We start from the raw sequence: 13692 nt of genomic DNA on the forward strand, positions 1-13692 counted from the left end.
TAACTTATTCCGCGGATGAATTTAAAATATCCATATATAATTTAGATGATCGATTTGGGACGGGTAATTAATTTTGAAAGTAGGCCGTATAAGCGTTAGCGCCATCCGGCATCTGGCTAACCTGTAATTAACGCTTACCGGTTCAGCCGCACTTCACTGGAGAGTCGCCAGCGTGCTCTTAATTATTATTAACTTCTGCTGTGACTCTTGCAGCTCATCCTGCAATCGTTGCTCCTGTTCGCCATAGACCATCAGGACGATACAGCCGTTCATCACTTTTACGCTAATCTGTTGCCCGGTATCAAACCCCGCTGTGCGTAGCCACTTACCGGAAAGAATAATTTTGGGTGTGGATTTGTCGAAAACATTCGGGCGATATCCCACAATTACCGAACGTTCGGTTCCGGATTGGTCGCTGTCTGGGGTAGAATGCGAATCAGCCATAATCAACTCCTTGATAGTTGGTGAGGTTAGCTCTCGTCGGGTACTGCGAATACCGGGCGAGGGCGTTTCAATTTGAGGTTTTCGTATGTTAAGGTACGTACCTCAGTGAAGATATCTTGCTCTTATAGGTACGTACATGTCAACAGCTAAACGCGACCCTCATAAGTCAACATCCGGAAAAGCACCAACTTTTCAGATTCGTATTACGCCGGAGTTGAAGGCTCAGTTCGAGGCTGCTGCAAAAGCAGAAGGGATGAGTTTGGGGAATTGGCTCAAGACCTTGGGGAGAAGGGAATTGGAAAGGTTGGGTATTGAGCCACTGGAAAAAGTACAGAATTGATTAATTTTCCTGTCTATTCGGAATATTTATGATTTCCATTTTTAAGGCATCCTCCCCAGAGAAAATTGCAGCTAAGCCCTTCCTAATTTTTAACTGATCGTTTTCTATTGCTCCGTGGGCTACAGGAGAATATATGGCTGTTTGTAATTGCACCCGCTCAAAGTCATAGCCAATATCTTTTGCGATTTCTGACAATAGGTCTAAGAAAAGATTGTTACTTGTTTGGTTCCATATGGCACCTAAGGTATTATCGTTATCAGGGTAAGATGTATTCAAATGTGCAAAATATAGCTTCCATGAGGATAATACATTACCTTCAGAAGCACTTCTTTTGGCTTTTCCTCTTTTAATTTTCCCGTAAAATGCTAAGTCGATCATGTTTAGTGCACGAACATGTTCACTTGACAGTCTGGCACTCTGAGATCTGGTAGCCATAAGCTGTTTGAATATGTCAATTTTTAATGATTTTTTCTGGGAATATCTTTCTATAAACTTTTGTGTCTGAATGGCTAATAATGGGCTAATTACAGTAGCAGCAATAGCCATAATTGTAAGAGCAGTGTTCATATTAGATTCTCGCTATGAAAATATTTGGGCGAGGATCATAAAGGAATTTGTGTGCTGAAAAGATATGGCAAATGACTGGGATAAGGTAAGAATTTTGGCGGAAGATCACAGGAGTCGAACCTGCCCGGGAACGCTGGCGCCCCCAACTGGATTTGAAGTCCAGCCACCTCACCGGAGATGACGATCTTCCGCGCCTCGATTGCTACATGGAGGCGGGGCGCATTATAGCTACTTCCTGGGGTTTCCACACCCCCTCACTCACTTTTTTAACTTCCCTTTTGTCTTGCCATGATCGGTTTCATATAAATCCTCAATAAATCCGGTAGTTACATTTCATCACATTTTTCGACGCAACTCTGATCACAGAAAACAAGAATCGTAATTTGATAACGAGATATCGGAATACCCGCGCTCACAGGGATGGTTTACAAGAACTGTAACCGGTATCAGGGCGTGTGAAAGTGCTAACAAGGATGCGTAATGAAAAGTGAGATTCTGTCTGTTAAAGAGAAGATTGGCTACGGAATGGGCGATGCGGCGAGCCACATTATCTTCGATAACGTCATGTTATATATGATGTTCTTCTATACCGATATTTTTGGTATTCCGGCCGGATTTGTCGGCACCATGTTCTTACTGGCGCGTGCGCTGGATGCCATCTCAGACCCTTGCATGGGGCTGCTGGCCGACCGTACCCGGTCGCGCTGGGGGAAATTCCGCCCGTGGGTGCTGTTTGGCGCACTGCCGTTTGGTCTGGTTTGCGTGCTGGCCTACAGTACGCCAGATCTCAGCCTGCACGGCAAAATGATTTATGCTGCAATTACTTACACGCTGCTGACCCTGCTCTACACCGTAGTGAACATCCCCTACTGTGCGTTGGGCGGTGTCATCACCAATGACCCCGCGCAGCGTATCTCCCTGCAATCATGGCGCTTCGTGCTGGCGACGGCGGGCGGCATGCTCTCCACCGTGCTGATGATGCCGCTGGTGGATCTGATTGGCGGCGAGGATAAAGCGTTCGGCTTTCAGGGCGGGATTGCCGTGCTCTCGGTGGTGGCGTTCCTGATGCTGGCGTTTTGCTTTTTCACCACCAAAGAACGCGTGGAAGCGCCGCCGAGCACCACCTCGATGCGTGAAGACCTGCGCGACATCTGGCAGAACGATCAATGGCGCATTGTCGGCCTGTTGACCATCCTCAACATCCTTGCTGTCTGCGTACGCGGCGGGGCGATGATGTATTACGTCACCTGGATCCTGGGTATGCCAGAAGTGTTTGTCGCCTTCCTCACCACCTATTGCGTCGGCAATCTTATCGGCTCTGCGCTGGCGAAGCCGCTGACCGACTGGAAATGCAAAGTCAGCATCTTTTGGTGGACCAACGCCGCACTGGCGGTAGCGAGCCTGGCGATGTTCTTTGTACCGATGCACGCCAGCATCACCATGTTCGGCTTTATCTTCGTGATTGGCGTACTGCACCAGCTCGTGACGCCAATTCAGTGGGTGATGATGTCCGACACCGTTGATTACGGCGAGTGGTGCAACGGTAAACGTCTGACGGGCATCAGCTTTGCGGGCACGTTGTTTGTGCTCAAGCTGGGTCTGGCGCTCGGTGGGGCGCTGATTGGCTGGATGCTGGCAGGTGGGGGCTACGACGCCGCAGCGAAAACCCAGAACGGCGCCACCATTAGCATCATCATCGGGCTGTTCACCATTGTCCCGGCTATTTGCTACCTGCTGAGCGCCGTGATTGCCAAACGCTTCTATACCCTGAAAACGCCGTATCTGACTGAAATCATGAGCCAACTGGCGCAGGGCGCGCGTCGCAATCAGCAAGATTTTACGACGAAAGAATTACAGAACTAAGGAACCGATGATGAAAATAAGCGATGGAAACTGGCTGATTCAGCCCGGTCTGAACGTGATTAACCCGATTCAGGTGTTCGAGGTTGAACAGCAGGGCAATGAGATGATTGTCTACGTTGCGCCGCGAGACGTGCGTGAACGTACCTGGCAACTGGATACCCCATTGTTTACCCTGCGCTTCTTCTCGCCGCAGGAAGGCGTGGTGGGCGTGCGTATGGAGCATTTCCAGGGTGCGCTGGATACCGGTCCGCATTACCCGCTAAATGTGCTGCAGGATGTGAAGGTCGAGATGCGCAACACCGCTGAGATTGCCGAACTGAAGAGCGGCAATCTCAGCGTGCGCGTTACCAAAGGTGAGTTCTGGTCGCTGGATTTCCTGCGTAATGGCAAGCGTATTACCGGCAGTCAGCTGAAAAACAACGGCTACGTGCAGGAGACCCACAGCGGGCGTAACTATATGTTTGAGCGCCTGGATCTCGGCGTCGGGGAAACGGTATACGGCCTGGGCGAACGCTTTACCGCGCTGGTGCGTAACGGGCAAACGATAGAAACCTGGAACCGTGACGGCGGCACCAGTACCGAGCAATCTTACAAGAACATCCCGTTTTATCTCACCAACCGCGGCTACGGCGTGCTGGTGAATCATCCGCAGTGCGTGTCGTTTGAAATTGGCTCTGAGAAAGTGTCGAAAGTGCAGTTCAGCGTGGAAAGCGAGTATCTGGAATACTTCGTTATTGACGGCCCAACGCCGAAGGACGTGTTGAACCGTTATACCCAATTCACTGGCCGTCCCGCGCTGCCGCCCGCCTGGTCGTTCGGCCTGTGGCTGACCACGTCATTCACCACCAATTACGATGAAGCGACGGTGAACAGCTTTATCGACGGCATGGCCGAGCGCAATCTGCCGCTGCACGTTTTTCACTTCGACTGCTTCTGGATGAAAGCCTTCCAGTGGTGCGACTTTGAGTGGGATCCGCTGACCTTCCCGGACCCGGAAGGCATGATCCGCCGCCTGAAAGAAAAAGGGCTGAAGGTTTGCGTGTGGATCAACCCGTATATCGGGCAAAAATCACCGATTTTCAACGAGCTGAAAGAGAAAGGGTATTTGCTCAAGCGGCCGGATGGTTCCCTGTGGCAATGGGATAAATGGCAGCCGGGCCTGGCGATTTATGACTTCACCGATCCGCAAGCCTGTGAGTGGTATGCCAACAAGCTGAAAGGCCTGGTGGATATCGGCGTGGATTGCTTCAAGACCGATTTTGGCGAGCGCATTCCAACGGATGTCCAGTGGTTCGACGGCTCCGATCCGCAGAAAATGCATAACCATTATGCGTACATCTACAACAAACTGGTGTGGAACGTGCTGAAAGAAACCGTCGGTGAAGAAGACGCTGTCCTGTTTGCCCGTTCAGCTTCAGTGGGCGCGCAGAAGTTTCCGGTGCATTGGGGCGGCGATTGCTATGCCAACTATGAATCGATGGCGGAAAGCCTGCGCGGCGGGTTGTCCATTGGTCTGTCCGGCTTTGGCTTCTGGAGTCACGATATTGGCGGCTTTGAGAATACCGCCCCGGCGCACGTCTACAAGCGCTGGTGTGCGTTCGGGCTGCTCTCCAGCCATAGTCGTCTGCACGGGAGCAAATCCTACCGTGTGCCGTGGGCGTACGATAATGAATCCTGCGATGTGGTGCGCTACTTCACCGAGCAGAAATGCCGCATGATGCCGTATCTGTATCGCGAAGCGGCCCGTGCCCATGAGCAAGGCACACCGATGATGCGCGCGATGATGCTGGAGTTCCCGGACGATCCGGCGTGTGATTACCTCGACCGCCAGTACATGCTGGGCGATAGCGTAATGGTCGCACCGGTGTTTAGCGAGGCCGGCGATGTGCAGTTCTACCTGCCGGAAGGACGCTGGACGCATCTGTGGCTTAACGACGAGGTGTCTGGCAGCCGCTGGCATAAGCAGCGGCATGACTTCCTGAGCCTGCCAGTCTACGTGCGTGAGAACACCCTGCTGGCGCTGGGCAGCAATAACCAGAAGCCGGACTACGCCTGGCATGAAGGAACCGCGTTCCAGCTGTTCCATTTGCAGGAGGGACGGGAAGCGGTGTGTGAAGTGTCTGCGATGGACGGCTCGGTTATCTTCACGCTGAAGGCGACGCGTGTAGGTAATACCATCACTGTGAAAGGGAACGGTGAGGCACGTAACTGGACGCTGTGCCTGCGAAATATTCAGAAAATTGGCGGCATTAAATGCGGGTCGCATATGGGCAGCGAGCTGGGTGTAGTTATTACTCCACAGGGCAGTGAGCTGACGATTACCTTGTAAGCATGTGTCGACGTGGTGCCGGATGCGTTTTATCCGGCCCACGCTGCGAGCAGCATTCCAGATCTGAAAATCCAAAACATCCTGAATTAAATTTTTATCTCTGCATATTTGCGAGCGGTATCACTCTGATTCCCGCGAAAAATGTGATCTGCGCCGTAAATATCTCACTATTTCCTCTTTTTGTCTTATTTCTGTCCGGATTGCTGGACACGATTTAGTATTGTTGGCGCATCGTAGTCCTCTTATATTTATCATCACGGATTACACGTGGAGCATAAGCGCTTCTTTAGATATTTAATCTGGTATGTAATAAGGGTAAATAATGCAAATGATTACCTCGCGACAAAACAGATTATTAAAGTTTCTTCTGTCTAAGAAGGAATATGTCACGCTGCTGAAAATTGCCGAGTATTTATCTGTTTCAGAGAAAACTGTGCAGCGCGATCTGCGCTTACTGGAACCATGGTTATCAGAATGGAAAATAACCATCGATAAACGTGCTGGTGCTGGGGTGATATTAAGTTCCGATAATATTACCGACCTTTTATATATGGACCAGTTATTAGGATCGGAGGGTGATGATACTGACGGCATGATGAATAATTCACGGCGAGTCAAGATAGCCTCACAATTATTAAGCGAAACGCCGCATGAAACGTCGATCAGTAAGTTATCCGAGCGTTATTTTATTAGTAGTGCATCGATTGTTAACGATCTGAAAGTGATTGAATCCTGGATTACCCCGCTGGGCCTGTCGCTGATTCGCAGCCAGAGCGGTACGCACATCGAAGGCAGCGAGAGCGGTGTACGCCAGGCAATGGCATCGCTGATTAACGGCGTGATTAACCATAATGAACCTGGCAGCGTAATTTATTCACGTCTTGATCCGGGCAGCTATAAAGCGCTGGTGCATTACTTCGGCGAAGAAGACGTTTTGTTTGTCCAGACGCTGTTGCAGGAAATGGAGAACGATCTGTGTTGGTCGTTGGGCGAGCCTTATTACGTCAATATTTTTACCCATATTCTGATCATGATGTACCGCATCACGCGGGGCAACGCGCTACCGAGAAAAGAAGAGAGCATCACTACCTGTGATGAGAACATCTTTTCCATTGCCAGTCGTATGATTCAACATATTGAAAAACGCATTGCCCACCCGCTGCCGGAAGACGAAGTCTGGTTTATTTATCAATACATTATCTCTTCCGGCGTGGTAATTGAAGAGCATAACGACGTGAGCGTGATTGGCCATATGCACTCCAGCGATGAAGCGCGCTTGATTACCCAGCGGCTGATTGCCACCTTCGCTGAAATGGTCGACAGCGATCTTAGCCAGGATACTGCGCTGTATGACGGATTACTGATCCATATTAAGCCGCTGATTAACCGCCTGAACTACCAAATCCGCATCCGTAATCCGCTGCTGGAGGACATTAAAGGCGAGTTGCAGGACGTGTGGCGTCTGACCCAGTGCGCGGTAAATCGGGTGTTTAGCGGCTGGGGCGAGCGGGCCGTGTCGGAAGATGAGGTGGGGTATCTAACCGTACATTTTCAGGCCGCAATGGAGCGGCAGATCGCGCGTAAGCGCGTGCTGCTGGTCTGCTCAACCGGTATCGGTACTTCCCACTTACTCAAAAGCCGCATTCTACGCACTTTTCCGGACTGGACCATCGTTGGCGTGGTGTCGGCAGGCAGCTTGCCTTCCGTACTGACGGACGATATTGAACTGGTGGTATCGACAATTAATTTACCCGCTGTTGCCATGCCGGTTGTGTATGTCACCGCCTTTTTCAATGATGCGGATATTAAGCGAGTAACAGAAACGGTTATTACGGAAAAATTACATCGGGCGACGTCGCTGGTCGTTGAAAATTAATGTCTGAACTCCATGAGGTATGATTGATGGACATCACGAAAATACTCAATACAAATCGCGTTATTTTGGACATGAAGGCCACGAACAAAACGGAGGCTATTGAGGAACTGACGGATATTCTGCAAAAAGATGGGGCAATTAGCTGTCGGGAAACGTTTATTCAGGATGTCTGGCAGCGTGAATCAGAAGGCTCGACCGGTTTCGAAAACCATATTGCTATTCCGCACGGCAAATCCTCGGCGGTGGTCAATACCACGCTGGCAATTGGTCGTACCCGCCAGGACATTCCCTGGGAAACCCTGGACGGCAGTAATGTGCGCTGCATCATTCTGTTTGCCGTACGCCTTGAAGATCAAAACACCACCCATATTCGTTTGCTCTCGCAGGTTGCAGGTGCCTTGGCGGATGACGACATTATTGAACAATTGTTAGTAGAAAGTAGTCCACAAAAAATTATTGAGCTGTTTAGCCAATATGCTGAATCCAATGTCTGCTAATTAAAATGTGGAGCATGTTATGAACATTGTTTGTGTTGCCGCCTGTACGGCGGGTATTGCGCACACCTATATTGCCCGTGAGAAGCTAATTAAAGGTGCTAAAGCGCTTGGTCATAATATAAGAGTTGAAACCCAGGGAACTATCGGCACGGAGAACGAACTGCTGACAGAGGATATTTCTGCAGCTGATGTCGTAATTCTTGCTGTCGATGTCAAAATAAAAGGGGAGGAACGATTTTCAAATAAACGCATCGTGCGAGTGAAAACCGAAATCGTCATAAAATCGCCCATTCAGTTTCTTGAAAAGGTCGAAAAATCATTAGTTAATAATAACCAGTAGCGATCCTCATTTTGGAGGGATTTCACATGAGTGAAAATAAAATTCCGCTATCTCAGGAAATAAAAAGACATTTATTAACGGGGATTTCGTGGATGATTCCGTTAATTGTCGCCGCCGGGATCTGTATTGCTCTCGGGCAAATACTTGGCGGCACTAACGTGGGTGAAAAAACAGGAACCATACCCTGGATGCTCAACCAGATTGGCGGCTGGGGGATGGGGTTAATCGTACCGCTGATTAGTGCGGCGATTGCGTACTCCATTGCCGATCGTCCCGGATTTGCGCCGGGCCTGATTGTCGGCTTTGTTTGCGGCGAAATTCATACCGGTTTTATCGGCGGGATGCTGGGCGGGTTCCTGGTCGGTTATACCGTACTGCTACTTAAGCGCTATATCCGTTTGCCACAGTCGATGCAGGGGCTGATGCCCATCATGGTGTTGCCGGTACTGAGTACCGTCATTGGCGGCCTGTTGATGATGACGCTGATTGGCAAGCCGATAGCCTGGCTGCAGGACGCGTTGATTCATCTGCTGGAGTCCATGCAGGGCGGATCCCGCTTTCTGATGGGCGCTATCCTCGGTGCGATGGCGACATTCGACTTCGGCGGACCGGTGAATAAAACCATGTCGCTGTTTGCTGACGGCATGCTGGTCAGCGGTGTGTACGGTCCGGAAGCGGTGAAGTTTGTTGGTTCGATGATCCCGCCGTTCGGCATTACGCTCTCCTTCCTGCTGACGCGTCACAAGTACACCCGTGCGGAGCGCGAGGCGCTGAAAGCAGCATTTCCGATGGGGATCTGCATGATTACCGAAGGGGTTATTCCGATTGCGGCGCGCGACCTGCTGCGCGTAGTGGGGTCCTGTGTGGTGGCTTCGGCGGTAGCGGGAGGGCTGATTATGGTGTGGGGTGTCGAAAGCCCGGTACCGCACGGTGGCATGTTTGTGGTTCCGCTCTTTACGCATCCGCTGCTGTTTTGTCTGGCGCTGGGAATCGGCACGGTGATTTGCGGTGTCATGTTGTCGCTGTGGAAGAAACCGGTGACCGAGCGTGACGAAGAGTTTGATGAACTCAGCGATCAAAAAATGAAAGACGAAGAGATCACCTTCACCCTGGAATAACCGGAGGCCGTATGTTTGCCGATATGAAAAGCATGGTGACGAAAGCCTGGCGTGAGCAGTACGCGCTGCTAGCCATCAACTGTATGAACCTCGAAAGCGCCCGCGCGGCGGTGCGGGTGGCTGAGAAGCACCGTGCGCCCATTATTCTGAATCTGTATCAGGGGCATCTGGAGCATTTTCCGGCTCCGATAGCCGCTGCGGTGGTCAAAACGCTGGCAGAGGAAGCCTCAGTACCGGTCGCGCTGGCGCTGGATCATGGAAAGGATCCTGTACGCATTCGTCAGGCTTTTCGCGCCGGATTCAGCGGGTTAATGATCGATGCCTCCGCCTTTGCACTGGAGGAGAACATTCGCCAGACCCGGGCAGTGGTCGAGCTCGCAGCCAGCGTTTCTCTGTGCGTGGAAGGCGAGCTGGGCCATCTGGCCGATGCTCCGCGCTATGACCATGCCGCTAACGCTGATTTGATGACTCAGGCCGCCGACGTGGAACCCTTTATCCAACAGACCGGGATCGATTTGCTGGCGGTGTCGGTGGGTACGGCACACGGCATGTACGCGCCGGGTATCACACCTGCTATTGATTTCCTGCGGCTGGAGGAAATAGCCCGGTTATCAACTGTACCTCTGGCGCTGCATGGCGGCAGCGGGACGCCGTTTGATCAGCTACAGCGTTGCCCGACGTTTGGCGTCGCCAAGATAAACGTTGGTGCGGCGGTTTTCGAAGCCGGAAAGGCTGCGCTACTGCATACCCTGTGTCGTGACACATCCGGTGAGCTCGTTGATGCCCTGGCCCTGATGGAGCAGGCCTGCGAGGAAGCCATTATTCCGTACCTGCAGGCCAGCGGCGCTATCGGCAAAGCCTGATTCATTTTCTGTAACGCCTTCTATGCCTCTGCGATGACGCACTGGCAGGGCTTTCTACACCCTGAAACTGGAGAATTAACATGTTAGTTTCGATGAAAGAATTACTGCAACCTACTCGTCAGCACGGTTTTGCTATCGGCGCATTCAACGTGGCGGACAGCTGCTTTGTACGTGCAGTAGTGGAGGAAGCGGAAGCGACCAATACCCCGGCGATTATCTCTATTCACCCCAGTGAACATGATTTTGTCGGCGATGCGTTTTTTAGCTATGTCCGCGATATCACTCTGCGTAGCCCGGTTCCCTTTACTCTGCATCTGGACCACGGCGCTTCGGTTGAGCATGTCCTGAGGGCGATTCAGTGTGGGTTTACCTCGGTGATGATTGATGGATCGCTACTGCCGTATGAAGAAAACGTGGCGCTAACCCGCGAAGTGGTCAAACTGGCGCATGCGGTAGGCGTCTCGGTTGAAGGTGAGCTGGGTACAATTGGCCAGACCGGAACGTCAGTGGAAGGCGGCGTATCGAAGGTTACCTATACCGATCCAGCTCAGGCACAGGATTTTATCGCCCGTACCGGCGCAGACACGCTGGCGGTGGCGATTGGAACCGCGCACGGGATCTACCCGAAAGGGATGCAGCCAGAGCTGCAAATGAACATCCTGCGCGATATCGCCGGACGTGTGGACATTCCGCTGGTGCTGCATGGTGGATCCGCGAACCCGGATGCGGAAATTGCCGAATCCGTTACGCTGGGCGTGGGTAAAATCAATATTTCCAGCGATATGAAATACGCCTATTTCCAGAAAGTCCGCGAAATCCTGGCGAAAGAAACCTGGTGGGATCCGAACGTGATTTACCCGGAAGCGATTAGCGCCGCGCGTGACGTGATCCGCCACAAAATGAAATTGTTCGGTTCAACCGGCAAAGCATCACTTTACTAACGGCATGCAGGCGGGGTGACCCGCCTTTTTCGCAACAAGGAAAAGTGGAATGAAGCGTTCACACATTAATTATGCCGTCGATAAAGCGCATGCCATAGCCGAGACTTTTCGGGTCTGTCTGCCTGATTTTGCGTATTTTACGGCTGACGTCTGGCGGCAACAGGATCAAACTCTGTGGGGTGAAGTGTTCGATCTCCGGCTGGGCTGGGACATTACCGACTTTGGGCGTGGAGATTTTGCGCAAACGGGACTGACGTTACTGACGTTGCGCAATGGTCAGCCAGGGTCAGCGGGTTATCCCAAACCGTATGCCGAAAAGATGCTGCAAATTCAGCAGGATCAGCAAACGCCATGGCATTTTCATCGCCATAAAATGGAAGATATCGTGAATCGCAGCGGCGGTGACTTATGTATGCAGTTGGCATGGGCCACGCCTGATGACGGGTATGACGCACGGCGTATTGTTGAAGTTAGCGTCGATGGTCAGCGGCATAGCGTGAAACCCGGTGAGACGCTGGTGTTGAAACCGGGGCAGGGGGTGTGCCTGCCGCCGCGGCTGTATCATCGCTTTTGGGCGGAGAAAGCATTCGTGCTGGGCTGGGAAATCTCGATGGTCAATGACGACCTGCATGACAACCATTTCCTTGAACCGGGCGGTCGCTTTCCGGCGATAGAAGAGGACGAGCCGGTGAAGTGGCTGTTGTGCAGCGAATATATTCATTATGAGCGTGAGTAGGCCCGGTAAGCGAAGCGCCACCGGGCAATAAATCATTGCGCAGGTGGTGGTGTTGTGACTTCACTCCCCGAAACCACGCCCGCCTGCATGGTCTGCGTGACCTGCTGTTTCTCCGCGTTCACCGCATGTAGTTGGCCGCTGACCGTTGGCTTGAGCGGCGCGTCGGCCTGAATATTGCCGCTGGCGGTAAGCTGAATATTACCGTCGCCGGAAAGCGGCAGCACGGGCCATCCCCATTGTTGCAGAATCGTCATTGGCACGCCGCGCCCGTTCAGGCTGATCTGAGCCTGGCGCTGAGGCAACTGCGAAATGCTGGCGGTGGCCTCCAGCAACCCTTTTTCCGTATAGGCACTCAGTTCGCTGATATTGATGGTGCTGTTGTTCGCCGTCAGCGCCAACGAAGGGCGACGCACGTCGGTGCGGTTGAACGTGGCGGCAGCGGCGTTGAGGGTGGCGCTACCGCTCCAGATCCCCCACTGATTGTTTTGCACCAGCCCGAGGTTGGCACCGTAGCCGTCCAGCGCGGTGAGCTGCCATGGGAAGTCCGGATCGATATCAATCACCAGATTACGGCTGGCGCTGAATTTCTTCAGCGTCAGGCTGTTTAGCCAGGTGGGCAGGGGTTTCATCCACAGCTGTTTCCAGTTTTCTGGCAGCGTGTATTCCAGTCCGGCGATGGCGGCATCATCGAGGACCAGCGCTTTGTTGTTGCGCAGCCAGTTACCCGACGTTCTGACCATACCGCCTTCCCAGCGAGTGGTGAACTGGCGTAGCGCAATGCCCTGCGGTGAGAATTCAGCGTTCAGAATCGGATCGAAGAAGTGCAGCGAGCCGTAGATAAACTCGCTGGCGTTCATCGACAATTTTCCTTCCTGAGTTTGCCAGTCATCCTTGCTGAAGGTCATGTTGCGCAAGCTCAGATCGAGATCCGTAACCGCCCAGTCAGGGCCTTGCAGACGGGCATCCGTCACTTCCAGACGACCAATTTGCAGGGAAGGAATGGTACTTAACGGGGCAAAAAAATCGGCCAACGATTTGTCGCTTTGCAGCCGAATATCGTTCAGGCGCAGATTCTCCACCACCCAGCTACCGTCGGCATTGCGCTGCGCTACACCGGTTAATGCCCCACGCGCCACGTCCGCGCCAATATTGCTTAGCGTCACCCGGTCATGGTCGATGCTGCCTTCAATCAATACGTTGGTGGTCGGGACATCGTTCAGCGTCAACGAACTGGCGCTGAGCTGAATTTGCGCTTTGCTGCCGAGAATTTTACCTGCCTCAGGGCTCCAGGGAATGACGCCGCCGTTAACGCGCTGGGCGCTGAGGTTCCACTCGCTACCGGGGCTGTTAAGCGCCATATCCTGCAATTGCAGGCGATCGGCCTGAAACGGCAACGGCGCGGTTTGCTGGGAAAGATTCAGCGTGCCGTTTTGCAACAAAATGGTGTCTACGTGCAGCGGGTCGGTGATTTGTCGGCTACTGAGTCCAATATCGACCGTTTTGGCGACCAGCGTGGCGGGCTGACCATCCCGGCCAAAGGTGACGTTTTCCAGCAGAATATGGGAAGGGGAAGAAAACCGGTGATCGATGGCATCAAAGGCCAGATGGTAGCTGCTGTTCTGTGAAACCCAGGCGCTGACGTGCTCTGCGCCCCAGCGGGTTTGCAGTAGAAAATAAAGGCCGAGGATCGCCACTGCAAGGGCGATCAGCACGTAAAGAAGCAGCTTTCCAATAAATTTCATGGTCTTCCATCCCGCGAAGTGCACATAGTCAAGTTA

The 13692-nt window shown here is 52.4% G+C and carries 13 protein-coding genes and 1 tRNA gene; 10 read left to right on the forward strand and 4 right to left on the reverse strand.

Translation table 11 applies throughout. The features are described 5' to 3' along the window. Positions 1-153: 153 nt before the first annotated feature. A complete protein-coding gene (locus tag IB196_RS00295) occupies positions 154-444 on the reverse strand; it encodes a SymE family type I addiction module toxin (RefSeq protein WP_040231550.1) in 291 nt (96 codons plus the stop codon). Between the two features lie 136 nt (positions 445-580). Between IB196_RS00295 and IB196_RS00300 the strand changes: the two genes are divergently transcribed. Next, complete coding sequence (locus IB196_RS00300; RefSeq protein ID WP_149691888.1) at positions 581-784, forward strand: toxin-antitoxin system HicB family antitoxin; 204 nt, start codon at positions 581-583, stop codon at positions 782-784. Here the strand turns inward: IB196_RS00300 and IB196_RS00305 are convergent, their stop codons facing one another. Continuing rightward, the gene (locus IB196_RS00305) at positions 785-1351 is read right to left on the reverse strand and encodes a DUF6680 family protein (protein ID WP_149691887.1); all 567 of its coding nucleotides are present in this window, start codon (positions 1349-1351) and stop codon (positions 785-787) included. A gap of 95 nt (positions 1352-1446) precedes the next feature. After that, positions 1447-1541: transfer RNA gene (locus IB196_RS00310), tRNA-Sec, on the reverse strand. A 290-nt stretch (positions 1542-1831) separates the two neighbouring features. Here IB196_RS00310 and IB196_RS00315 point away from each other — a divergent pair. From IB196_RS00315 to IB196_RS00355, 9 genes are all read left to right on the forward strand, one after another. Further along, positions 1832-3214, forward strand: a complete 1383-nt coding sequence (locus IB196_RS00315) for a glycoside-pentoside-hexuronide family transporter (RefSeq protein ID WP_188231952.1) — start codon at positions 1832-1834, stop codon at positions 3212-3214. Positions 3215-3224: 10 nt separating this feature from the next. Continuing rightward, positions 3225-5543: an alpha-xylosidase gene (yicI, locus tag IB196_RS00320; RefSeq protein ID WP_188232022.1), complete on the forward strand. Its 2319-nt coding sequence runs from the start codon at positions 3225-3227 to the stop codon at positions 5541-5543. A gap of 322 nt (positions 5544-5865) precedes the next feature. Continuing rightward, a complete protein-coding gene (locus IB196_RS00325) occupies positions 5866-7419 on the forward strand; it encodes a PRD domain-containing protein (RefSeq protein ID WP_188231953.1) in 1554 nt (517 codons plus the stop codon). A gap of 26 nt (positions 7420-7445) precedes the next feature. Then, entirely contained in the window at positions 7446-7916 is a 471-nt protein-coding gene (locus tag IB196_RS00330) for a fructose PTS transporter subunit IIA (protein ID WP_003024008.1), read from the forward strand. Between the two features lie 19 nt (positions 7917-7935). Next, positions 7936-8256 carry a PTS fructose transporter subunit IIB gene (locus IB196_RS00335; RefSeq protein ID WP_003844521.1) on the forward strand — a complete coding sequence of 107 codons (321 nt, stop codon included), beginning with the start codon at positions 7936-7938 and terminating at the stop codon, positions 8254-8256. A 26-nt stretch (positions 8257-8282) separates the two neighbouring features. Beyond that, the gene (locus IB196_RS00340) at positions 8283-9374 is read left to right on the forward strand and encodes a PTS fructose transporter subunit IIC (protein ID WP_188231954.1); all 1092 of its coding nucleotides are present in this window, start codon (positions 8283-8285) and stop codon (positions 9372-9374) included. A gap of 11 nt (positions 9375-9385) precedes the next feature. Then, positions 9386-10237, forward strand: a complete 852-nt coding sequence (locus IB196_RS00345) for a class II fructose-bisphosphate aldolase (RefSeq protein WP_003024015.1) — start codon at positions 9386-9388, stop codon at positions 10235-10237. Positions 10238-10317: 80 nt separating this feature from the next. Then, on the forward strand, positions 10318-11178 hold the full coding sequence (locus tag IB196_RS00350; protein ID WP_040231557.1) for a ketose-bisphosphate aldolase: 861 nt from the start codon (positions 10318-10320) through the stop codon (positions 11176-11178). Positions 11179-11227: 49 nt separating this feature from the next. Beyond that, positions 11228-11914: a D-lyxose/D-mannose family sugar isomerase gene (locus IB196_RS00355; protein ID WP_188231955.1), complete on the forward strand. Its 687-nt coding sequence runs from the start codon at positions 11228-11230 to the stop codon at positions 11912-11914. A gap of 32 nt (positions 11915-11946) precedes the next feature. Here IB196_RS00355 and IB196_RS00360 read toward each other — a convergent pair whose 3' ends face one another. Continuing rightward, positions 11947-13656 carry an AsmA family protein gene (locus IB196_RS00360; protein ID WP_188231956.1) on the reverse strand — a complete coding sequence of 570 codons (1710 nt, stop codon included), beginning with the start codon at positions 13654-13656 and terminating at the stop codon, positions 11947-11949. Positions 13657-13692 lie beyond the last annotated feature (36 nt).

Origin of the sequence: Citrobacter sp. C6_1, from assembly GCF_014596835.2 — a bacterium.
GTDB classification, from domain to species: Bacteria; Pseudomonadota; Gammaproteobacteria; order Enterobacterales; family Enterobacteriaceae; genus Citrobacter; species Citrobacter pasteurii.

Bases quoted from the DNA above. Each gene is read 5' to 3' on its own strand.
- IB196_RS00295 (WP_040231550.1), bottom strand. From the start codon at position 444: ATGGCTGATTCGCATTCTACCCCAGACAGCGACCAATCCGGAACCGAA.
- IB196_RS00300 (WP_149691888.1), top strand. From the start codon at position 581: ATGTCAACAGCTAAACGCGACCCTCATAAGTCAACATCCGGAAAAGCA.
- IB196_RS00305 (WP_149691887.1), bottom strand. From the start codon at position 1,351: ATGAACACTGCTCTTACAATTATGGCTATTGCTGCTACTGTAATTAGC.
- IB196_RS00315 (WP_188231952.1), top strand. From the start codon at position 1,832: ATGAAAAGTGAGATTCTGTCTGTTAAAGAGAAGATTGGCTACGGAATG.
- yicI (WP_188232022.1), top strand. From the start codon at position 3,225: ATGAAAATAAGCGATGGAAACTGGCTGATTCAGCCCGGTCTGAACGTG.
- IB196_RS00325 (WP_188231953.1), top strand. From the start codon at position 5,866: ATGCAAATGATTACCTCGCGACAAAACAGATTATTAAAGTTTCTTCTG.
- IB196_RS00330 (WP_003024008.1), top strand. From the start codon at position 7,446: ATGGACATCACGAAAATACTCAATACAAATCGCGTTATTTTGGACATG.
- IB196_RS00335 (WP_003844521.1), top strand. From the start codon at position 7,936: ATGAACATTGTTTGTGTTGCCGCCTGTACGGCGGGTATTGCGCACACC.
- IB196_RS00340 (WP_188231954.1), top strand. From the start codon at position 8,283: ATGAGTGAAAATAAAATTCCGCTATCTCAGGAAATAAAAAGACATTTA.
- IB196_RS00345 (WP_003024015.1), top strand. From the start codon at position 9,386: ATGTTTGCCGATATGAAAAGCATGGTGACGAAAGCCTGGCGTGAGCAG.
- IB196_RS00350 (WP_040231557.1), top strand. From the start codon at position 10,318: ATGTTAGTTTCGATGAAAGAATTACTGCAACCTACTCGTCAGCACGGT.
- IB196_RS00355 (WP_188231955.1), top strand. From the start codon at position 11,228: ATGAAGCGTTCACACATTAATTATGCCGTCGATAAAGCGCATGCCATA.
- IB196_RS00360 (WP_188231956.1), bottom strand. From the start codon at position 13,656: ATGAAATTTATTGGAAAGCTGCTTCTTTACGTGCTGATCGCCCTTGCA.